The organism is Ureibacillus sp. FSL K6-0786, from assembly GCF_037965165.1.
Lineage (GTDB): Bacteria > Bacillota > Bacilli > Bacillales_A > Planococcaceae > Ureibacillus > Ureibacillus thermosphaericus.
The window spans coordinates 735,121-756,731 of sequence record NZ_CP150191.1 but is presented as its reverse complement, the minus strand read 5'-3'; the positions used below and the strand labels follow the sequence as shown (position 1 = coordinate 756,731).

Here is a 21,611-nt window from a genome sequence, read left to right as displayed (position 1 = left end):
TTAGTAAATGTACTATAATAAATAAAATACTATTTTTCAATAAAGCAAGAGGAAATTGAAGGAGGAGCAACATGTCATTACGAATTATTAGCGGACGAGCTGGGACAGGGAAAACAGCCCTCATTCATCGAGAAATTGTGGAAGAGGTAAAATCTAATCCCTTTGGCCCACCGATTTTTTTAATTGTGCCAGACCAAATGTCTTTTTCTACGGAATACCAGCTAACGAATCACTATGATATTCAAGGGTTGATTCGTGCGCAAGTAATGACTTTTAAGCGATTATCCTGGCACGTATTACAAGAAACGGGAGGCATCGCAAAAGATAAAGTTGATAAAATTGGATATCGAATGCTCCTTAGAAGATTGTTGGAAGAAAATAAAGACCATTTTACTTTATTCAGCCAAGCTGCTGATAAGCGAGGATTTACGGAAGAAATTGAGAAGATAATTAAGGAATTTAATCAGTTTAATATCGATAGTATCGCATTAAAAGAAGCAATTGAAAAATTTGAACAAGCCCAAGCTCCTCATACACTAATTGCGAAATCTAAAGACTTACAAATCATAATACAAAAATTAGAAGAAATTTTAGGGGATCGATATGTAGAAGGAGATGGACTATATCCCTTCCTTATCCAGCAAATGAAATACTCTGAAAAATTGAAAGACACTCATGTATATATCGATGGATTTACATCATTTACAGTGCGTGAGTTTGAAATTGTCAAGCAGCTTTTATCTTTAACGAAAAGAGTTACCATTGTTCTTCCTTTTGAAGATGAACAAGATAAACACAATGAACAAGCAGTGTTTTATCGTGCTGCTCTCACATACGACAAATTAAAACAAGAAGCGACAAAATTAGGTATCGAAATTGAACCGAGAATTCATTTGGAAACAACTCACCGCTATAAAAATCGAGATTTATTTCATGTGGAACAGCAATTTTATCAGCTAACTCCAAAAAAAATCGAAGCAGAAGGTTTTATCAAGATTATTGAAGGAGCAAATCGGCGTGCTGAAGTTCATGGAATTGCCCGGGAAATAAAACGATTAGTGCAAGAAGAAGGTATTCGTTATCGTGATATCGGGATTATGTATCGACAAGCAGATGTGTATGATCCGCTAATTTCGACAATATTTGCACAATATAATATTCCTGTTTTTACCAATGAGAAAAAATCGATGTTGCATCATCCGTTAATTGAATTTAGCCGCTCTATTTTAGAAGTGATTACTTCTCATTGGAAATATGAACCGATTTTCCGTAGTGTAAAAACAGATTTATTTTTCCCATTAAACTCTAATGTAAAAGAAATAAGAGAGAAAGCGGATGTATTTGAAAACTTTGTCATTGCTCAAGGAATTTATGGAGACCGATGGATGCAAGACGACCGTTGGATGTATAAAAAATATCGAGGTTTAGAGTTTGTGACAACGAAACAAACCGATGAAGAAAAAAAGATACAAGCGATTATCGATGAAATGAAGGGTTACATTCGAGAACCTTTAATAAAATTTGAAAAACAATTAAAGAAGGCTCGCAATGGACAAGAAATCGCAACGGCTCTATTTACAACCGTTGAAGAATTGCAAATTTATGAAAAGCTTCAGACGTTAAAAGATAAAGAACTGGAAGAAGGCAAACTGGAAGAGGCAATGGAACATGATCAGGCATGGAACCAGTGGGTAAACGTACTTGAACAATTCGCTATCATGTTTGGAGACCAGCCTTTAACGATTGAAGAAGCCGCTAAAATCCTGGATGAAGGATTTGACACGCTGAAATTTTCAAAAATTCCTCCAGCTGTTGATGAAGTGACTGTTGCAACTGTGGAGTTTTCTCGTTTTGACAATATGAAAGTTGTTTTCGTCATTGGCGTGAATGACGGAGTATATCCAATGCGTATTGACTATGAAGGATTCATAAACGATATGGACAGGGAATGGTTTTCAGGAATTGATGTGGAATTGTACCCATCATCCAAGCATCGACTCATGGAAGAAAACTTTTATATTTATCGTGCTTTTTCTTCCCCTACAGACCGTTTATATGTCACATATTCCAGCAGTGATGAGGAGAGTAAAGCTTTATTACCATCTCTTTATGTACAACGGTTGCACAACTTATTTGAAGTGAACGGAAAATACACATTGCCTCATGAAAGAATTTTTATTGACCCAATCGAAGAATGGAATAAGGAAAAAGTGCTTTCGTACTTACGACATCCGAGAACATCGCTAGCTTACTTAATGACTCAATTGAAACAAGCGGAATCAATGGAGCTTGCACCAGAATGGAGAGCACTTAAAACGTTTTATGAACAAAGTGATGAATGGAAACCAGTACTTGAAGTTGTAATGAAACCGTTGAAAGAAAAAAATGTCTCAGAAAAATTGGCTCAAGAATTGACGGAAGCATTATATGGGGATGACTTCACATCCAGCGTTTCACGAATTGAAAAGTATTTTAGTTGTCCATTTGCCCATTTTGCATCCTATGGTCTTCGCTTGCAACAACGCCCGGAGTTCCGTTTAGAAACATTTGAAATGGGTGATTTGTTCCATGAAGCTTTAAAGTGGATTTCGAAGGAGACTAGCCGATTAAACTTGCCATGGAATAAATTAACGAAAGAACAATGTGCTCATCTTGCACGAGAAGCTGTAGAACAGATTGTACCGGCTTTTTCACACCAAATCTTGTTAAGCAGTTCCCGCTATCGCTATATTCAGCGGAAATTGATGCACATCGTTGAAAAAACGATGGTTGCCCTATCACAGCATGCAAAGAATTCAACCTTTAAGCCAATAGCTGTGGAAGCGTCTTTCGGCCCTAGCAAAAATGAACAATTACCGCCTTTAGAAATAGCATTAAACGGCGGCCGAAAAATGAAATTGAGAGGACGAATTGACCGAATAGACCATGCAAAAGTTGGTGGAACATCTTATTTACGTGTCATCGATTATAAATCTTCTGGCAGAGATTTAGATTTAAATGAAGTGTATTACGGCTTATCATTGCAGTTATTAACGTATTTAGATGTAGCCGTTGAAAATTCATTAATTTTATTAAATGAACCGGCAATGCCCGCAGGTGTCCTATACGTCCATGTGCAAAATCCTCTTTTAAAAATTGAGCAGGAGTTAAATGAATTACAAATCGAAGAAGAACGATTAAAGATGTACAAAATGAAAGGATTGTTATCCGAAGATCAAGAGGCTGTGATTGCGATGGACGAGCGTTTAGAAGAGGATGGCAAGTCGATTATTATTCCAGTGTCGATAACGAAAAAACAGGAATTTTCCAAAACTTCGAAAGTTGTACCGCCTGAAGCGATGGAAGAGTTGCGATTATTTGTGCGCAAAAAACATAGGGAAGCAGGAGATTCCATTTTAAGCGGAGATACTTCTATTCGACCATTTAAGTTAAAAGATCGAACTGCTTGTGATTATTGTGAATTTAAGTCGGTATGCCAATTTGACCCGACAGACGGTGAATATCAACTGTTGCAGGCAGATAAAGCGCCAAATGTCGTAGAAAAAATTCGAAAGGAGTTGAATGACGATGAACTCAATTCCAACTAAGCCGAAAGACGCTACATGGACCGATGAACAATGGAAAGCCATTTGGGCAACAGGTCAAGATATTCTTGTTTCCGCTGCTGCAGGTTCAGGAAAAACGGCGGTGCTTGTTAATCGGATGATCGAAAAGGTCATTGCAAAAGAAAACCCGATTGATGTAGATGAGCTCCTTGTCGTTACCTTTACCATTGCATCAGCTGCGGAAATGCGCCACCGCTTAGCGGATGCTCTTGAGAAGGAAATTGCGAAAGACCCCCATAATGCTCATTTACGAAAGCAGTTGAGCCTTGTCAACAAAGCGCAAATTTCTACACTGCACTCTTTTTGTTTATCTATTGTTCGGCAATATGCTTATTTACTCGATATTGACCCGGGATTCCGCATTGCCAGTGAAGGAGAAATTTCTTTACTCAGGGATGATGTGTTAAAAGATGTGCTAGAGGAAGCCTATAGTGCTGAAGATGAAAACGAAGTTAACCGTATTTATCGGTTAGTGGATAGTTTTACGTCCGATCGAGATGACCAAGATATCGAAGTTTTGATTGATCAATTATACGATACTGCTCGAGTACATCCCGAGCCAAAAAAATGGCTTCATTCTCTAGTGGAACAATATCAGATTCCGAATGATGTGACGGTAGATGATTTACCTTTTATTGAGCATTTGAAAAATGCTATAGAGTTTCAATTGGAAGAAGCAAGGTCTCACCTTTTAACGGTTCGTAAATATGCTTTAATGCCAGATGGTCCGGCTCCATACGGAGAAACGGTGGAATTGGATTTAGCGCTCATTCAAGAGGCATCTCGTCGCATTCGCTCTTCTTGGCAAGAAGCATACGAATTCTTTTCTACATTAAAATGGTCAACTTTAGCAAGGGTGGCGAAAGATTCTTGCGATGAAGAATTAAAAAAGAAAGCGCAAGATAAGCGAAATAAAGCAAAAGACATCGTAAAAAAAATTCAAGATACGTATTTTGCTAGAAAACCAGAGCGGCTCATTGAAGAAATTCGGCTCATGGCTCCGACAATTGAAACATTGGTAAAATTAACACTTCAATTCGATGAAAAGTTTAAACAAGCAAAATTAGAAAAAGCGATTGTAGATTTTTCAGATTTAGAGCATTATGCCCTTGAAATATTAACGATAGAAGAGGATGGAAAAATAAAACCATCTCCTGTAGCAATCGAATTCCAACAGCGCTTTAAAGAAGTGCTTGTCGATGAATATCAAGATACAAACATGCTGCAGGAAACGATTTTGCAATTAGTTAAAAGCGGCGATGAGAGTAACGGCAACTTATTTATGGTAGGGGACGTAAAGCAGTCCATTTATCGCTTCCGATTGGCTGAACCAATGCTCTTTTTAAATAAGTATTTAACATTTGAGGAAGAGCCGAAATCGAGCGGTTTGAAAATCGATTTAAATGCTAATTTCCGCAGTCGAAAGGAAGTTCTATACGGAACGAACTATATATTCGAGCAAGTGATGGGCGAGAAGGTAGGAGAAATTAAATATGATGAGAAAGCAGCTTTAAAACCAAGCGCACCATATGATGATGTCGAAGTTCCAGTGGAATTAGCAATCATTTATGAAGAACAGCCAGATACTTCTAATGATAATGAAGAAGAGGATATTGATTTAATGATCCAAGAGGAAATGAAAAAATCTCAACAAGAAGCTCGTTACATTATCCAACGCATTCGAGAAATGATGGATGCTGGTGCAACAGTGTACGATACGAAGCAAAAAGACCCAGGGAAGCGAATGCGCCCAATGCGTTATAGCGATATCGTCATTCTCATGCGATCAATGACCTGGTCGAACGATATTATTGAAGAATTTAAAGCTGCAAATATTCCTCTATATGCCGAAAGTTCCAAAGGATATTTTGAAGCGCTTGAAGTGATGATTATGATTAATTTATTAAAAGTCATTGATAATCCGTACCAGGATATCCCGCTCGCTTCTGTATTAAGAGCTCCATTTGTCGGCTTAACGGAAAATGAAATGGCACTCATTCGTTTAACTGAAAAGCAAGCATCATTCTATGAAGCTGTAAAAATATTTGTTGAAAAAGAGCATTCTGGCCTTGAAATAGGCACACAAGCAAAGCTTGAAAAGTTTTTAAAACAATTGGATAATTGGCGAGATTTAGCACGCAGAGGCAGTCTATCTGATCTAATTTGGCAAATTTATTTAGATACAAATTATTATGAAATGGTAGGCGCGATGTCGAACGGTAAACAGCGTCAAGCTAATTTACGAGCGCTGCATGACCGAGCATTAAGTTTTGAAAAATCTTCTTTCAGGGGATTATTCCGCTTTTTACGATTCATCGATCGCATGAAATCCCGCGGGGAAGATTTAGGAATTGCAAAATCGATAGGAGAGAAGGATGATGTTGTTCGTTTAGTAACGATTCACTCTTCGAAAGGGCTTGAGTATCCCGTTGTATTTGTAGCTGGATTAGGTAGTAATTTTAATCTAATGGATTTCAATCAACCATATTTATTTGACCAAGAGTACGGTTTAGCTGTTAAAGCGATAGACCCAGACAATCGAATTATGTATACTTCATTGCCATTTTTAGCGATGAAGGAAAAGAAAAAGTTAGAAATGAAAGCGGAAGAAATGCGCATTTTATATGTGGCGATGACCCGCGCAAAAGAAAAGCTCGTTCTCGTCGGCTCTGTGAAAGATTGGGAGAAAACGAAGCAAAATTGGTGTGAAGTTCAAAGTTTGGCTCAAGATGAAATGTTGCCGGATTATGTAAGGGCTCGAGCTCGAAATTATCTTGACTGGATTGGTCCAGCAATTAGTCGACATGCATCGTTTAAAGATTTTAGTGATACAGACTATACGCCGATACAACATCCATCCACTTGGCAAGTAAGCGTCATATCCAATGAATCATTCATGAAAAAACAGGAGAAAATGGAAGAAACGGAAAACGAACTTGCAAAGAAAGAAGTGGATGACAGTTTATTGCAAGAATTGGAACGTCGATTTACTCATATTTATCCATTTGAAAGAGCAACTAAGAAAAAGTCTAAAACGAGTGTATCCGAAATGAAGCGCATTGAAAACTTGCAGCAAGAAGATGAGAGTGAGTACTTTGGAATTTATTATAAAAATCGCAAAAAATCATTCGTCAATCGGCCGATTTTTATGCAAGAAAAACAATTAACTGCGACAGAGATTGGTACAGCGATGCATACCGTGATGCAACATGTACCGCAACAAGGGTTTATCAATACGGAAGAAGCACAACGGTTCCTTGAAACGTTAGTAGAAAAACAATTAATTACAGAAGAAGAGATGAAAGCTATCCAAATTGAACAACTATTGCACTTTTTTGCTACGCCAATCGGAAAACGATTTAGCAACGCGAAAAAATTGTATCGAGAAGTACCGTTTACATTAAGTGTGTCCGATGCGGAAGGCGACTCTCAAATGATCCAAGGGATTGTCGATTGCTTAATGCAAGATTATGACGGAAAATGGGTGTTGCTCGATTACAAAACGGATAAAATATTACCGTTTTTTGAAGAAGAGGAAGCGTTAATAGCTGAAATGTCGAAGCGTTATAGTGTGCAAATTCGCCTTTATGCGGAAGCGGTGGAAAAGATTTTACAAATCAAAGTAGATGAAAAGGTGCTTTACTTATTTGAGGCAGGGAAAGAAATACAGTTGGAAGCTCTGGTGTAATAAACATTCGACGTTTCTTCTTGTAAGAATTGCATGAAAATGATAGTTTAATTGTATTTAGGAGGTCGAATGTAGTGTTTCAACCAACGTCTTTGAATGAAAGAATTCATACCCTTGATATTATGAGGGGATTTAGTTTGCTTGGCATTCTAATAGTGAACATCTTTGCCTTTTCCCTGCCGCTTCCCCACATTCTTGACTTGCATAGCTGGTTTACGGATTATCAGGATGTAATGTTATATCAAACATTAGATATCTATGTACAAAGCAGTTTTTATCCTTTATTTTCGATGTTGTTTGGTTATGGTTTAGCGATGCAGTGGATCAAAGCTGAGCAAACCGGTACGAGATTTTATCCTTTCGCAACAAAACGTCTCGTTGTGTTATTCATAATTGGATTGTTGCATGCGTTTCTTATTTGGTGGGGAGACATCCTTACGATGTATGCTTTTTGCGGATTTTTCTTAATTTTATGTTTGAAATTAAAGAGTGGATGGTTGCTAACCGTTGCTTTAGCAATGAATGGTCTATTGCATTTCTTCATCCTCTCCTTATATGCCATTGCAGGTATAGCGAATGCAGAGTTTGAAACTCCTCATGTCGATATTACTGCAATTAATAATGCGATTACAGCTTACGGTATTGGAACTTGGACTGATGCCTTTTTCCAACGTTTAAATGATTTAGCGGTTCAAATGGCTCCAGGTATGTGGATTAGCGCGTTGTTTACAATTTTGCCATATATGATGATCGGAGCAGCAGCTGCTAAGTGGCGTTTAGTTGAGCGGGCAAAAGAATTGAAAGTGATGTGGATTATACTAACGATTATTTGTATTGCTGGAGGGCTTTTTATTAAAAGTGTGCCTTTTCATGTAACGCGGACTTATTTATTAGAGTATGTCCGAGTTTATATAGGAGGGCCCATATTAGCCGTAGGGTATGCGTCTTTAATTGTCGTACTTTGTCTCATACCATTTGCAACAAAACTACTAAGCCCAATCGCTAAAGTAGGACGCATGTCATTAACTATCTATATCATACAGTCTATCATTTGCACTTTATTATTTTACAATTTCGGTTTTGGGTTATATGGAAAAGTGGATGTAATGATGGGAATTGTTATCGCCATTGGTATTTATGTCGTTCAGTTAGCCTTATCTGAATTGTGGTTTTTGAAATATCAACAAGGACCGCTTGAAAAAGCTGTAAAACGCATCACTTATGGAAAAAACGGTACGGAAAATTGAGCAATATAAATGATTTTCATGTAATATGTTATTAATACTACGCTTCGTAGTTTATTAGAATTTGTGAAAATGTAAAGGGGCTATTACGAATGAAAATTTTATCCTTTAAATTCAATAATCAAGTGAAGTTTGGTCCAAAAGTAAAAAAAGAAGAAGCAGTTTGGGATGTGTTAGCAATTCAAGAAACGCTTCAAGTGCTACCATCGTTTCCGCAAACGATTATTGAAGGCATTGCATTAGGGTATGATTTTGTTGAAAAAATTAGAAGATTAGTAGAAGTAGCAGAAAAATCAGGAGAGGTTGAAAAATTTAAATTACCATTTAGCAAAATTGAATGGTTATCGCCAATTCCAAGAACTCCAAAAAATATTATTTGTGTAGCCAAAAATTATGATGAACATGCAAAGGAAATGGGAGTGGAAGCTGCTCCATCTGATTTAGTCATTTTCACAAAGTCACCGACGACGATTGCTGCAGACCACGATGTTTTACCAGTGCATGAAGGAAAAACGGACTCCCTTGACTATGAAGGAGAGTTGGCAGTTGTCATTGGCAAATTCGGAAAAGATATACCTGAAAAATTAGCTTATGATTATATTTTTGGGTATACGATTGCTAATGATATCACAGCCCGTGATATTCAACAGAGACACCAACAATATTTTTTAGGTAAAAGTTTGGATGCTACTTGCCCAATGGGACCATACATTGTAACGAAAGATGAGATTCCAAATCCCCAAAACTTGACGATTGTGACGAAAGTGAATGGAGAAGTACGCCAAAATGGAAATACAGAAGATATGATGTTCCCAGTAGATCGGTTGGTTTCGATTATTTCTCAGCATGTTCCACTAGAACCTGGCGACGTTATTTTAACAGGGACTCCTGCCGGGGTAGGGAAAGGAATGAATCCTCCACAATTTATAAAAGCTGGAGATGAAGTGAAGATATCGATTGAAGGTATTGGTACATTAACAAATCGTTTTGAATCAATTTAATAGAGGGTAAGAAATTGAATCCGCAATGATTGTGTTGACAGCGATAACTTGCGGATTCTTTTTCTCTTTATTAAAATAAATACAAAATAAAAAGAAGTATTATATTTGAATAGAAACTATTCACGTGTTAGGATATTCTATGAAATATACGATGAGGTGGGAAGTAGATGGATTTTTTAACAAGTTCAACGCATTTACACATCACAACATGGTTTGTTGGAATCATTTTGTTTTTAATTGCTGCCATTAAACCAAACAAAGGATTGCAAATGGTATTACGCTTATTTTATATCCTCATTATCATTACGGGTGGAGCTTTATTTATTGAAGCAATGGACTACGGTCAAGGCTTGAATTATGGAATCAAATTGCTTTTAGGTATTTTAGTGATTGGTATGATGGAGATGGTTCTTGTTCGTAAAGCTAAAGACAAACCAACAACAATATTTTGGGTTTTATTTGCAGTATTCTTATTTTTAACGTTATTCTTTGGCTTTAAATTACCAATGGGAATGAATTTCTTAGCTTAATCATTCGTGAGTTCGCAAAGTATATTTTATACTTTGCGTTTTTTTAGTTTGTAGATAGAAATTATTGCTCAATTACTCTAAAATGATTTCAACAAATATGAGAAAAAAGAAAGGGAATGTGCTATGATTCCAATCGTTATGCTTGTATTTGTGATTGTTTTAATGTTACTTTTTATTCTTTTTGTTTTTTTGCAAAAACCGAGTAATCATAGAAATGAAGAATTCATTGGACTCGAAGATAAAAAGAACGAATAACCATGAGGGGTTCTTTATTTTTTGTCACACTTTAGACAAAAAATAAGCGCATTTTATTAAACTTTTATGTTTTATTGGGAGTTGTATCTATATTTTTGGTAAAATGTCGTTGATTGGTTTAAAGGAGAGGGATTATGTTGAAACTCAGTAAATGGATTCGAACGACAGCAATGGCAACATTATTATTTGCAAGTTTCTCAACGCCTATCGCAAGCGCTGAAAAACCCCGTTCAATTGCTGATGAGAGTATATACGATTTATTAGTCGATCGTTATTTTAATGCTACGAATGAAAATGACGATATTTCGAAAACCGATCCAAAAAATCCAGCAAAATTCGCTGGTGGGGATTTTCAAGGGATTATAGATAAACTTTCTGACATTAAAGATATGGGATTTACGATTGTTTCTATCGGCTCGGTCTTTGCAACAGAATCTTATGACGGTTCAATGGTGACAAGTTATCATCAATTGGAACCTAATTTTGGGACAGAAGAAGAGTTCAAAAAGTTGATTCAAATTGTGAAACAAAATGGCATGTCCATTATGGTAGATTTTCCGTTAACAAATGTAAGTGAAAATCATGAATGGGCTGAAGATCCTAAAAAAGCTTCTTGGATTGTAGGGACAGCGAATGGAAAACTTCGCTGGGATTTAAAAAATGAAGAAGTACAAAAGGCGCTAATTGATGCTATTGTCCAATTTGCTTCTACATATGATGTTGATGGTATCCGTTTAACAAATCTCGATATTGCCGATACAGAATTTTTAAATGAGATGATTGATGCAATTAAATCAGTCAATGAACAAATTTATGTGATTTCAAATACTGAAAGCAATGCTCGATTTGATGCGAAATTTTATGATGAAGTAAGCAAAATTTTTAGCCATGCGTTTAAAAATATTGATGAAGATACATCCGATTTATTGAAACATTTTGAACCCTATGCAAAGGGAGAAGAGGAAATCCCTACGCAAATTATGATTGACAATGTAAATACAGATCGTTTTCTATATACAGCGGAAATTTATCCTCCAACTCGATTAAAAATGGCATTGGCAACAACTTTGCTACTTCCGGGCGTACCGGTTATGCAATATGGATCCGAGATTGCCATGAACGGTAAAGCTGGACCTGAAGCTCATCAAATTTATAACTTTAAAACAGAAACAGAATTAAAAAAATATATTGAAGATATCCAATTGTTGCGTAATAAATCGGAAACTCTACGCAGAGGAGATTTCAATCTAATTCAAAATAAAAATGGATTAATTGTTTTCCAGCGTTCTTCTGAGGATGAAAATTGGATTATTGTCATCAACAACACAGGAATGCGCGAAAAGATTGAAATTCCGAAAGAGTTTGTTGGAGAAAATAAAGAGCTTCGTGGAATGTTAAATAGTGAAATTTTCCGTGAAGGTGAAGACGGGATTTTTAGAATTATCCAAGACCGAGAAGTTGTTGAAATTTATCAAGTGATTGATGAACAAGGAATCAATATTTCATATATTCTAGCGATGGCTTTCGTTTATATAATTTTCATCGTCTTTATCATTTCTTTAATTAAACGAGGAAAACGCAAACGTTCTCAAGGATAATTCAAAATTCAGCGAAATCAACTAGCTTTGATTTCGCTTTTTTTAGTGCGCCTGGCATGGGTGTAATCTATAGGGTGTAAGTCCCGAACTGTGAAGGCAGAAGTAACAGTTAGCTTAACGCAAGGGTGTCCGTGGTGACGCGGAATCTGAAGGAAGCGAGCGGCAAACTTCCGGTCTGAGGAACACGAACTTCATATAAGGCTAGGTATCATTGGATGAGTTTGCTAAACAAAACAAAGTCCTTTCTGCCAAAGGTGGTACAGAGTAAATGAAGCAGATAGATGGAAGGAAAGATTACATTCTTACCCGGGGAGGTCTGGCGGATATGTGAAGTACGCTTCATAACCTACTTAGTGATAAGTAGCTGAACCGTCAGAAGTCAGCAGAGGTCATAGTATTAGTTGGTTTAGAACTACTAAGAAGGACCGAACAATTAAGAGAGAATAGCCCTTGGCATTCAGTGAGTCATGATGAACACAGAAAACGTAGTACCTCACTTGAGGAAGGAAGCGGTGAATCCCGTGGGAGACCTCTTGGAGGGTGGAGTGACCACTGGCATAAAGAGAACAGCTATTCACGGAAGTTATAAAGACTTGCGTCAATCATCTTAATTGAACCGCCGTATACGGAACCGTACGTACGGTGGTGTGAGAGGACGGGAGTTAATCGCTCCCTCCTACTCGATTGACTGAATAGCAAGGATGCCGAAGAAAAATGATGAGAAGATTGTAGGTATTTTTGAAAATAACGCATTTGTAGAAAATTCATTGAGAAGATACTAACCCTCATGTAATTAGGTTAATTTTCCCCTTTTCAATTCATACACTTCATTAAAGTCAATTGCAAGAAAGGGGACTCTCCCAAAATGGACATACTGGACATTCAAAATCTACATGTTGGATTTCGAATAAATGATACATTTTATGATGCGGTGGATGGGGTTTCCTTCACATTAAAAAATAACGAAATTCTTGCAATTGTTGGGGAGTCGGGCTGTGGAAAGAGTACTCTTGCTACAGCCATCATCGGTCTCCACCATGAACAGAATGCGCGAGTGACGGGAAAAATCCTTTTTGGAGAACGCAATCTCTTGGAATGTTCTGAAGAGGAAATGAACCATATTCGCGGTGCAGAAATAGCAATGATTTTCCAAGATCCTTTATCTGCCTTGAATCCTTTAATGCGAATTGGTGATCAAATTGAAGAAGCGTTAACATATCATACTGACTATTCTCGTGATGAACGGGAAGAAAAGGTATTACAATTATTAAAACAAGTCGGTATATCAAAACCTGAACAAGTTGCTAGGCAATTTCCCCATCAATTATCCGGGGGAATGCGGCAACGGGTTATGATTGCAATAGCCATTTCTTGTAAACCGAAAATAATTATAGCTGATGAACCGACAACGGCTCTAGATGTGACGATACAGGCGCAAATTTTAGATTTATTGAAGGAATTGCAAAATGAAACAGAAGCAGGCATCATATTGATCACTCATGATTTAGGGGTTGTTGCAGAAATGGCCGATCGGGTGATGGTGATGTATGCGGGAGAAATCATTGAAGAAGCACCAGTACAAAAATTGTTTGCTAGTCCAAAGCATCCATATACGCGATTATTATTTAACTCGATGCCACAACTCCACTCCACAAATGAACGCCTCAACGCCATTGAAGGAATTGTTCCATCGTTAACCCACTTACCAAGAACAGGATGCAGATTTGCATCTCGCATTCCATGGATTCCAAAAGATGCTCATGAAGAACAACCGATATTCCACGAAATTTCAAAAGGGCATTTTGTGAAGTGCACATGCTGGAAGTATTTCAATTTTCAACATGAAAGCTCCATAAATCGTTGAAGGAGGAAGCAGTTTGAGCTTCATGCAAATCATTGATTTAAAAGTGCATTATCCGATTCGGGGTGGATTTTTTAATTCCATCGTTGATTGGGTGTATGCGGTAGATGGTATAGATATGGAGTTCGAACAGGGGAAAACTTACGGGCTTGTGGGAGAGTCTGGATGTGGGAAATCGACAACGGGAAAAGCGATCATTGGCCTTGAGAAAATAACGTCGGGAAAAATCCTTTTTGAAGGGGAAGATGTGACGAAGGAGAGGAAATCTCGCACCTCGCATTTTCATCGAGAAGTGCAAATGATTTTTCAAGATTCCCATTCCAGTTTAAATCCGAGAAAACGGATTGCTGATATCCTTGCAGAACCGATTCGAAATTTTTTGAACTTAACTCCTAGGGAAGAAAGGAAAAAAATTGATGAACTTCTTGCGATAGTTGGCATGCCGGGCGATTCAAAAGAGAAATTTCCACATGAATTTTCAGGAGGACAAAAGCAGCGCATCAATATCGCAAGAGCCCTTGCAACGAATCCAAAGCTAATCATTGCTGATGAACCGGTTTCAGCTCTTGATTTATCCGTACAGGCACAAGTGCTCAATTTTATGAAAGATGTGCAGAAGGAATTTGGATTAACCTATTTGTTTATCTCCCATGATTTAGGAGTCGTCAAGCATATGTGTGACTATATTTTTATCATGTATAAAGGAAGATTTGTGGAATGCGGCACAAAGCAGGATATTTACCAAAATCCAAAGCATCTTTACACGAAGCGATTGCTTAATTCCATTCCGGCGACAACGCCTTTGGGAAGGGAAAAAAGGAAATGGGCTCGACAAGAGTTTGAAAAAATGTATGAAAAGCATATTCATAAAGCCTTTGATGAAAATGGACGAGTGTATGATTTAATTCCGATTTCTGATACCCATTACGTTTCGGCTTCGAGCGTAAAGGAGGTCGTATAGATGTGGAAAACCATTGTACGTCGTCTCATTCTTATGGTTCCACAACTGATTGCTTTAAGCATCATCGTGTTTGTGATGGCAAAGATGATGCCGGGGGATCCATTTACAGGTATGATTACACCCGAAACGGACCCAGCACGAATTGAAGAATTGAAGGAAGAATTGGGATTAAATGACCCTTTACCAATACAATATGTTCGCTGGGTAAAAAATGCGCTGCAAGGGGATTTCGGCAAGAGCTATACTTTTCAGCGGGATGTGACTTCTCTCATTGGGGAACGGGCGTTGAACACCTTTTGGCTATCCTTTGTCAGCGTCATTTTATTGTATCTAATAGCCATTCCTCTTGGGATTTTAGCGGGGCGATATCAACAGTCAAGGCTAGATAAATTTATTGTGTTTTATAGTTTCATCACCTATGCCATTCCAACGTTTGTACTTTCTCTGTTGTTTTTATATATATTCGGCTACAAATTGCAATGGTTTCCAACAAGCGGAAGCGTAGATATCGAAGTTGAACCAGGAACCATCCAGTACATATGGAACCGTTTTTATCACATCCTACTGCCAGCCATTACTTATGCCATTCTCGGTACGACCGGTGTGATTCAATATTTGCGTTCGGAAATCATCGATGCAAAAACAATGGATTATGTACGAACGGCCCGAAGCAAAGGCGTGCCGTTAAGGAAAATTTATACGAAGCACATTTTGCGAAATTCGTTTATTCCGATTGCAGCTTTTTTAGGATTTACCATTACCGGACTTCTTGGCGGATCTATATTTATTGAGACGATTTTCGGCTACCCAGGAATGGGACAATTATTTGTCAGTTCCATTGCCTCAAGGGATTATAGCGTCATTTGCGCTTTAGTGATGCTGTATGGTTTTTTAACATTGCTAGGTAGTTTGCTTTCCGACATTATTTTAAGTATTGTGGATCCTCGCATTCGAATTGAATAGTGAGGAGGGGATGGTGGAAAAATGAGACGTAAGAAGAAGCGATATCGAAAAAATGGTCGTCCACGAGGAATAGGGGTTGCTTTTCGGGAATTCCAAAAGGATAAAATCGCCTTGGTTTCGCTCTTTTTATTAGTTTTGTTCATTCTATTTGTTTTTATAGCATCTTTCTTCATTGATCAAGAGCAGTTGATGCGCATTAATTTGTACGACCGTTATAGTCGGCCGGGAGAGAAGTACTTATTAGGTGCAGATCAGGGCGGAAAAGATATTTTGGGACAACTAATCATTGGCGCCAGAAACTCCGTATCCATTGCTCTTGCTATCACGCTTATCACTGGTTTTATAGGCATTGTGGTAGGTCTCATTTGTGGTTATTTCGGCGGCTGGGTGGATTATATCATCATGAGAATCATTGATTTTTTCGTAACGATTCCTTCATTGTTATTTATCATTGTCTTTGTAACCCTTGTGCCAAAATATTCGATAACCTCTTTCATTCTGATTATGAGCCTCTTTTTATGGACGGGAACAGCCCGGCTCGTTCGTTCAAAGGCATTATCAGAAAGCAAAAGGGATTATGTGAGCGCATCGAAGACACTTGGAACAAGCGATTTTGTCATACTTCGGAGGGAAGTGGCGCCAAATTTAAGTTCATTATTAATCGTTGAGTTAACATTGAATTTTGCGGGCAACGTCGGCATTGAAACTGGTCTTTCATATTTAGGATTCGGCTTGCCGCCCACAACCCCTTCATTAGGGACCTTAGTGAGCTATGCCAATAATCCAGCCGTATTGCAACAATATTGGTGGGTATGGCTTCCGGCATCTTTATTAATTTTATTCATGATGCTTGCCATCAATTATATCGGCCAAGCGTTAAGGAGATCGGTGGATGTGAAGCAGCGATTGGGATAATGGATGATGTCAATGAATTGTTCTATTTATCGATAAATATTAACTAAAACAGCACCAAGGGAGGACATCATGAGAAAAAAATTATTACTCTGCATCACGATCATCATCATAACAGCACTAATGAATTCGAATGTTTATTCAAAAAATGTCACATTGCCGACTTCCGTTACAAATGAAGGAACACCAATCAAAGGAGGCATTTTAAAAGTAGGAATTGTGAAAGATGAACCTCTCCAAGGAGTGTTTTTGGCTGAACTCTATGAAAACCGCTACGATGCTGCCATTATGAGCTATGCATCAAATGCAATTTTTGAAATGGATGGCGATTTTTTAATCAATAATGAGGGCATTGCATCCATGATAGTGGATCAGGAAGAGAATAAAGTGACCATTACTATTCGTGAAGGTGTCCGGTGGTCCGATGGTGAGCCACTCAAAATAGAAGATTTGATTTTGCCTTACGAAATTATTGCCCATCCTGATTATACGGGCGTCCGATATGATACGGAATTCAAGAATATTATCGGGGTGGAAGAATACCACGAAGGAAAAGCGAAAACCATCTCCGGCATCCGGAAAATCGATGAGCGCACATTGGAAATCCGATTCAAAAAGTTGTCGCCTGCGATATTTTCCGGCGGGGACGGTTTATGGACCTATGCGGCACCCAGCCATCAGCTGAAAGGCATTCCTGTGAAGAAGTTAATTGAAAGCGACGCCGTTCGAAAAAATCCTGTGACACTCGGGCCATTCAAGTTTCATAAAATTGTTCCTGGGGAATCTGTGCAATTTGTGAAAAATCCATACTATTGGAAAGGCGAACCGAAATTGGACGGTGTCTTTGTGGAGGTTGTTCCATCCAGCTCAGTATCTGTTGCGATTGGGGCTGGAAAGTATGATATTGTGTCAGGATTCACTGCAACAAAATGGCCGGAAATCCAGAAGTTTAACAACATTGATATTTTAGGGAGGCCAGAATTATATTATTCCTATTTAGGATTTAAGTTGGGAAAATGGGACCCGAAAAAGAGAGAAGTGGTGACTGATTTAAATTCCACACCTGTAGGAGATCAGGCTTTAAGGCAAGCGATGGGGTATGCGTTGGATGTGGAAGCGGTTTGCGAAGTGCTCTTTTTCAATTTTCGTCAACGGGCGAATTCATTGATTCCTCCAGCGTTTAAAACCTACCATGATGCTATGCTGAAAGGATATACGTATAATCCCGAAAAGGCAAAAAAGATTTTAGACAAGGCAGGTTACATCGATATTGACGGGGATGGCTTCCGGGAAGACCCAAAGGGAAATAAGCTGGAAATCAAGTTTGCGACAATGGCAGGAGATACCATTCAAGATGAAATTGCTGCTTACTACTTACAAAATTGGCGGGATGTTGGATTAAATGTCACTTTAACGACAGGAAGACCGATTGAAGTGAATGCTTTTTACGATAAAGTGGAGGCAGATGATCCAGAAATCCATGTCTTTATGGCTGCATGGGGAACGGGGACAAATCCTTCGCCAGCCGGCTTGTATGGAAAATCCGATGCCTTTAACTTTAGCCGTTTTACGTCTGACTTTTTAGAGGAGACGATTCAAAAAATCGATTCTCCAGAAGCATTTGATCAATCATATCGTGCAGAACAGTTTCGGATTTGGCAGCAATATATGGAAGAACAAGCTCCAGTCATCCCACTCCAATTTAGCTATGAGATTGTTCCTGTGAATAAGCGGGTCAAACATTATAGCATCGATTTTGACAATCCGACTGAATTACATGAAATCGAGTTGTTGGCGAAGGAGCCAATCAAGAGTAAGTGAAGAGTATGATGAATTTCACAAAACGTGACAATATAAATAGTGTATATTTTGCCAATAAAAAAAGCACCTTCGTCTAATTTGAAGGTGCTTTGTTATTTGACCTTAATAATCTTTGTCTGTAAAGAAGATAGCAAGTGTACCTGGACCAGAATGGGAACCTATTACAGCACCAACCATCGTTATATCAAAACCTTTTGGATGCAGCTTCTCTTCAATAATCTGTTGGACTTCCTTGACAGCCTCCAAATCATCTCCATGAGAAATTCCTACAATTTTATTAGAAAAATCACCGCCGCGTTCAGCCATAATTTCTACCATTCGTGCGAGTGCTTTCTTTCTGCCGCGAACTTTTTCTATAGGGATGAGTTTGCCATCATCCACATGTAAAATAGGTTTAATGCTCAAAAGACCTCCGAAAAATGCACTTGATTTCGAAATTCGGCCCCCCGCAGCTAAGTAATCGAGATTTTCTACGGTAAAAATATGCTGCATATGTTTTGCATAATTCTCTACTTCTTTAATAAGTTCATCAAAAGGAACTCCAGCATCTCTTAATTCCACTGCTTTTTTTACAACAAGCCCTTGTCCAAGGGATGCACATTTTGTATCAATCACTTTTAATTTGAAATCTGGATATTTTTCGCTTAATTGCATTGCAATCATTACTGCGGTATTATGCGTGCCGGAAAGTTGGGAAGAAAAACTTATATATATTGCTTCTTCGCCTTTTTTTGCGTATTCCTCAAAAGTATTTAAAAAGACTTCTGGTGATACTTGAGAGGTTTTTGGAGTAGCTCCTTTTCTCATTTCCTCGTATAGTTCTTTAGGGTCGATGCCAATGACATCTTCATATTCTTTGTTATTCAGGTGAACACGCAGCGGGAATAATGTGACATCATGTTCTTCATAGAATTCTTTAGGTAAATCACTACCGCTATCCGTAAATAGTTTCATCTTTTCCTCTCCTTTCCATCTTTTAAAAAATCATAATACCCTTCTTCAAAATTAGTAAGAAGGTGTTGATTTTCCGTGGAAAACAACAATGTGTTATTTTAATTTTAATCTTTCAATTAAGAAGTTCGCAATGCCATCTTCGTTATTCGTTCCTGTTACTTCATTGGCGATATTTTTTAATTCACTGATGCCATTTCCCATTGCAACCCCAATGCCGGCGTAATCAATCATTTCTAAATCATTATCTTCGTCACCAAAGGCAATGATTCGTTCCCGTGGAATATTTAAATCTTTCGCGATAAGGGAAACACCGACTGCTTTATTTAATCCTTTACGAACTACTTCAACAATGTTAAAAGGTGCTCCCCAACGGCGATGTTCAATCAGCTCAGCATGCACTTCTTGTAAGTGTTGTCGAATTAAAGGTACATTTTTTTCATTAGCATGAATCAATAAGCTCGTTGGGTCCTCACTTAAGTTTCCACGTAAATTTCCAATCGTTACTTTTGGGTCACCCATTTTGAAAATATCCATCATCGTTGCATCTTCCACATGAATATAAACATCATCAATCACTTCAGCAATTAAGTTTTCGTATTGATATTTATCTACTGAGTCAATGACATCATGTACAACTTTCATATCAATTGGGGAATGGATTGCTTGCCAAGATGGGTTTTTCGGATGGTGTATATAAGCTCCGTTGAAATTGACAATAGGAGTAGTTAATCCCAATTCTTCATAATAAATATTGCTTGCACGGAATGGTCTTCCTGTGGCAATCATAATTTGATGTCCAGCTTCTTTTGCTTTCATTAATATTTGTTTTGTTTTTGGAGAAATCACATGATTGTCCGTTAATAAAGTACCATCCAAGTCTAATACAATTAAATGTTGTTTCATAGAAAGTCCCCTTTCTGTTCTTTCGATTTTATCGTGACATTACGTGTACGTCAAAATTTTGTCTCTATTGATATTTTTTGTTAACATAACAAGAGATAGCCTTTGAGGAGTGAATGTAATGATAATAAATGATGAATTATGGGAAGATATTCCGCTCATCCATTGTTATACCGAAGAAATGAATGAGTATTCACCTATTGTTATTTTTTTACATGGTTTTTTAAGTGCGAAAGAGCACAATTTACATTATGCTTATCAATTAGTGAAAAAAGGGATTCGTGTCATTTTGCCTGATGCTCTATTTCATGGTGGAAGAAGTGAGCAAATATCGGAAGAAAAAATGAACTTAAAGTTTTGGAGCATCGTAGTGAATTCTATACAAGACGTTGGCAAGATATACAATGAAATACAGTCTCGATTCCAACCAACGAAAGTAGGTATTGCGGGTACAAGTATGGGTGGAATTGTTACATGCGGCTGTTTAAAGAAATATAATTGGATTGATGCGGCTGGGGTATGTATGGGTGCTCCAGGATATATTGCATTTGCAGATTACCAATTGAAAGAATTTGAAAAGTTAGGAGCAAAACTTCCTTTTAGTGATGAACAAATCGAACAGATACATAATATGCTTTCTGAATATGATATAACAAAAACACCAGAACAATTAAACAACCGTCCTGTGATTTTCTGGCATGGCAAAAAAGATAAAACAGTACCAATTGAGAATGCTCTACATTTTTATGAATCAATACGTCCATACTATCAGCAACAAGAGAATTTGCAATTTATAGTGGATGAAAATCAAGGACATAAAGTGAATCGCAGCGGTGTATTAGCTGTGACTGATTTCCTCGCGAAGCATTTAACAGGAAATTAAATTTTTGTAATTTTGTCGATTGTATAGTATGATGATTGAGAATGGTTATCATTTTGGACGAAAGGAGCAATGAGAGATGGCAATGGATGCGGATATGAAAGAAAGTATTCTTGGCGCTTTGGAAAACGTTATTGACCCTGAGTTAGGTATAGATATTGTCAACTTAGGTTTAGTATATGATGTGGATATGGATGATGAAGGAGTATGTAAAATTACAATGACATTAACTTCTCTAGGATGTCCACTTGGTCCTGTCATTGTTGATCAAATCAAAACGGTATTAAGCGAATTGCCTGAAGTAAAAGATGTAGATGTCAATATTGTTTGGAATCCACCGTGGAATAAAGATATGATGTCCCGTTACGCAAAAATGGCTCTAGGAATACGCTAATACAACTGGGGCAATCATAATAATTTAATATATGCATTTCTTTA

The 21,611-nt window shown here is 37.7% G+C and carries 16 protein-coding genes; 14 read left to right on the top strand and 2 right to left on the bottom strand.

The window, feature by feature from the left end:
- Positions 1-71 precede the first annotated feature (71 nt).
- The 12 genes from addB to NSQ18_RS03695 all read left to right on the top strand — a co-directional run bounded on the left by addB (position 72) and on the right by NSQ18_RS03695 (position 18,439).
- Entirely contained in the window at positions 72-3,587 is a 3,516-nt protein-coding gene (addB, locus tag NSQ18_RS03750; protein ID WP_339289012.1) for a helicase-exonuclease AddAB subunit AddB, read from the top strand.
- Positions 3,568-7,293: a helicase-exonuclease AddAB subunit AddA gene (addA, locus tag NSQ18_RS03745; protein ID WP_339289010.1), complete on the top strand. Its 3,726-nt coding sequence runs from the start codon at positions 3,568-3,570 to the stop codon at positions 7,291-7,293. Before addB ends, addA begins: the two co-directional genes overlap by 20 nt.
- Before the next feature lie 74 nt (positions 7,294-7,367).
- A complete protein-coding gene (locus tag NSQ18_RS03740; RefSeq protein WP_339289008.1) occupies positions 7,368-8,540 on the top strand; it encodes a DUF418 domain-containing protein in 1,173 nt (390 codons plus the stop codon).
- An 89-nt stretch (positions 8,541-8,629) separates the two neighbouring features.
- Positions 8,630-9,538: a fumarylacetoacetate hydrolase family protein gene (locus NSQ18_RS03735; protein WP_016839266.1), complete on the top strand. Its 909-nt coding sequence runs from the start codon at positions 8,630-8,632 to the stop codon at positions 9,536-9,538.
- Between the two features lie 167 nt (positions 9,539-9,705).
- Positions 9,706-10,068, top strand: coding sequence for a DUF1516 family protein (locus NSQ18_RS03730; protein WP_339289006.1), 363 nt, complete (start codon positions 9,706-9,708; stop codon positions 10,066-10,068).
- A 389-nt stretch (positions 10,069-10,457) separates the two neighbouring features.
- The gene (locus NSQ18_RS03725) at positions 10,458-11,921 is read left to right on the top strand and encodes an alpha-amylase family glycosyl hydrolase (protein WP_016839269.1); all 1,464 of its coding nucleotides are present in this window, start codon (positions 10,458-10,460) and stop codon (positions 11,919-11,921) included.
- Positions 11,922-12,388: 467 nt separating this feature from the next.
- Positions 12,389-12,532 (top strand): hypothetical protein, encoded by a 144-nt coding sequence (locus NSQ18_RS03720; RefSeq protein WP_172597779.1) that lies wholly within the window; start codon positions 12,389-12,391, stop codon positions 12,530-12,532.
- 254 nt (positions 12,533-12,786) lie between these two features.
- Complete coding sequence (locus NSQ18_RS03715; protein ID WP_016838207.1) at positions 12,787-13,785, top strand: ABC transporter ATP-binding protein; 999 nt, start codon at positions 12,787-12,789, stop codon at positions 13,783-13,785.
- A gap of 13 nt (positions 13,786-13,798) precedes the next feature.
- Positions 13,799-14,743, top strand: a complete 945-nt coding sequence (locus NSQ18_RS03710) for an ATP-binding cassette domain-containing protein (protein ID WP_016838208.1) — start codon at positions 13,799-13,801, stop codon at positions 14,741-14,743.
- Positions 14,744-15,706, top strand: coding sequence for an oligopeptide ABC transporter permease (gene opp4B, locus NSQ18_RS03705; protein ID WP_096550506.1), 963 nt, complete (start codon positions 14,744-14,746; stop codon positions 15,704-15,706).
- Positions 15,707-15,727: 21 nt separating this feature from the next.
- Positions 15,728-16,621, top strand: a complete 894-nt coding sequence (locus tag NSQ18_RS03700; RefSeq protein ID WP_016838210.1) for an ABC transporter permease — start codon at positions 15,728-15,730, stop codon at positions 16,619-16,621.
- 69 nt (positions 16,622-16,690) lie between these two features.
- On the top strand, positions 16,691-18,439 hold the full coding sequence (locus NSQ18_RS03695; RefSeq protein WP_016838211.1) for an oligopeptide ABC transporter substrate-binding protein: 1,749 nt from the start codon (positions 16,691-16,693) through the stop codon (positions 18,437-18,439).
- A 102-nt stretch (positions 18,440-18,541) separates the two neighbouring features.
- On the opposite strand, the gene NSQ18_RS03690 is transcribed toward NSQ18_RS03695, so the two are convergent.
- Positions 18,542-19,393, bottom strand: a complete 852-nt coding sequence (locus NSQ18_RS03690) for a DegV family protein (RefSeq protein WP_016838212.1) — start codon at positions 19,391-19,393, stop codon at positions 18,542-18,544.
- A 93-nt stretch (positions 19,394-19,486) separates the two neighbouring features.
- Positions 19,487-20,296, bottom strand: a complete 810-nt coding sequence (locus tag NSQ18_RS03685; RefSeq protein WP_016838213.1) for a Cof-type HAD-IIB family hydrolase — start codon at positions 20,294-20,296, stop codon at positions 19,487-19,489.
- Positions 20,297-20,414: 118 nt separating this feature from the next.
- Between NSQ18_RS03685 and NSQ18_RS03680 the strand changes: the two genes are divergently transcribed.
- Positions 20,415-21,176, top strand: coding sequence for an alpha/beta fold hydrolase (locus tag NSQ18_RS03680; RefSeq protein ID WP_016838214.1), 762 nt, complete (start codon positions 20,415-20,417; stop codon positions 21,174-21,176).
- A gap of 82 nt (positions 21,177-21,258) precedes the next feature.
- A complete protein-coding gene (locus tag NSQ18_RS03675) occupies positions 21,259-21,567 on the top strand; it encodes a metal-sulfur cluster assembly factor (protein WP_026019066.1) in 309 nt (102 codons plus the stop codon).
- Positions 21,568-21,611: the final 44 nt, after the last annotated feature.

Bases quoted from the DNA above. Each gene is read 5' to 3' on its own strand.
- NSQ18_RS03690 (WP_016838212.1), bottom strand. From the start codon at position 19,393: ATGAAACTATTTACGGATAGCGGTAGTGATTTACCTAAAGAATTCTAT.
- NSQ18_RS03685 (WP_016838213.1), bottom strand. From the start codon at position 20,296: ATGAAACAACATTTAATTGTATTAGACTTGGATGGTACTTTATTAACG.
- NSQ18_RS03725 (WP_016839269.1), top strand. From the start codon at position 10,458: ATGTTGAAACTCAGTAAATGGATTCGAACGACAGCAATGGCAACATTA.
- NSQ18_RS03720 (WP_172597779.1), top strand. From the start codon at position 12,389: ATGATGAACACAGAAAACGTAGTACCTCACTTGAGGAAGGAAGCGGTG.
- NSQ18_RS03735 (WP_016839266.1), top strand. From the start codon at position 8,630: ATGAAAATTTTATCCTTTAAATTCAATAATCAAGTGAAGTTTGGTCCA.
- NSQ18_RS03680 (WP_016838214.1), top strand. From the start codon at position 20,415: ATGATAATAAATGATGAATTATGGGAAGATATTCCGCTCATCCATTGT.
- addA (WP_339289010.1), top strand. From the start codon at position 3,568: ATGAACTCAATTCCAACTAAGCCGAAAGACGCTACATGGACCGATGAA.
- NSQ18_RS03730 (WP_339289006.1), top strand. From the start codon at position 9,706: ATGGATTTTTTAACAAGTTCAACGCATTTACACATCACAACATGGTTT.
- NSQ18_RS03675 (WP_026019066.1), top strand. From the start codon at position 21,259: ATGGATGCGGATATGAAAGAAAGTATTCTTGGCGCTTTGGAAAACGTT.
- NSQ18_RS03715 (WP_016838207.1), top strand. From the start codon at position 12,787: ATGGACATACTGGACATTCAAAATCTACATGTTGGATTTCGAATAAAT.
- NSQ18_RS03695 (WP_016838211.1), top strand. From the start codon at position 16,691: ATGAGAAAAAAATTATTACTCTGCATCACGATCATCATCATAACAGCA.
- addB (WP_339289012.1), top strand. From the start codon at position 72: ATGTCATTACGAATTATTAGCGGACGAGCTGGGACAGGGAAAACAGCC.
- opp4B (WP_096550506.1), top strand. From the start codon at position 14,744: ATGTGGAAAACCATTGTACGTCGTCTCATTCTTATGGTTCCACAACTG.
- NSQ18_RS03700 (WP_016838210.1), top strand. From the start codon at position 15,728: ATGAGACGTAAGAAGAAGCGATATCGAAAAAATGGTCGTCCACGAGGA.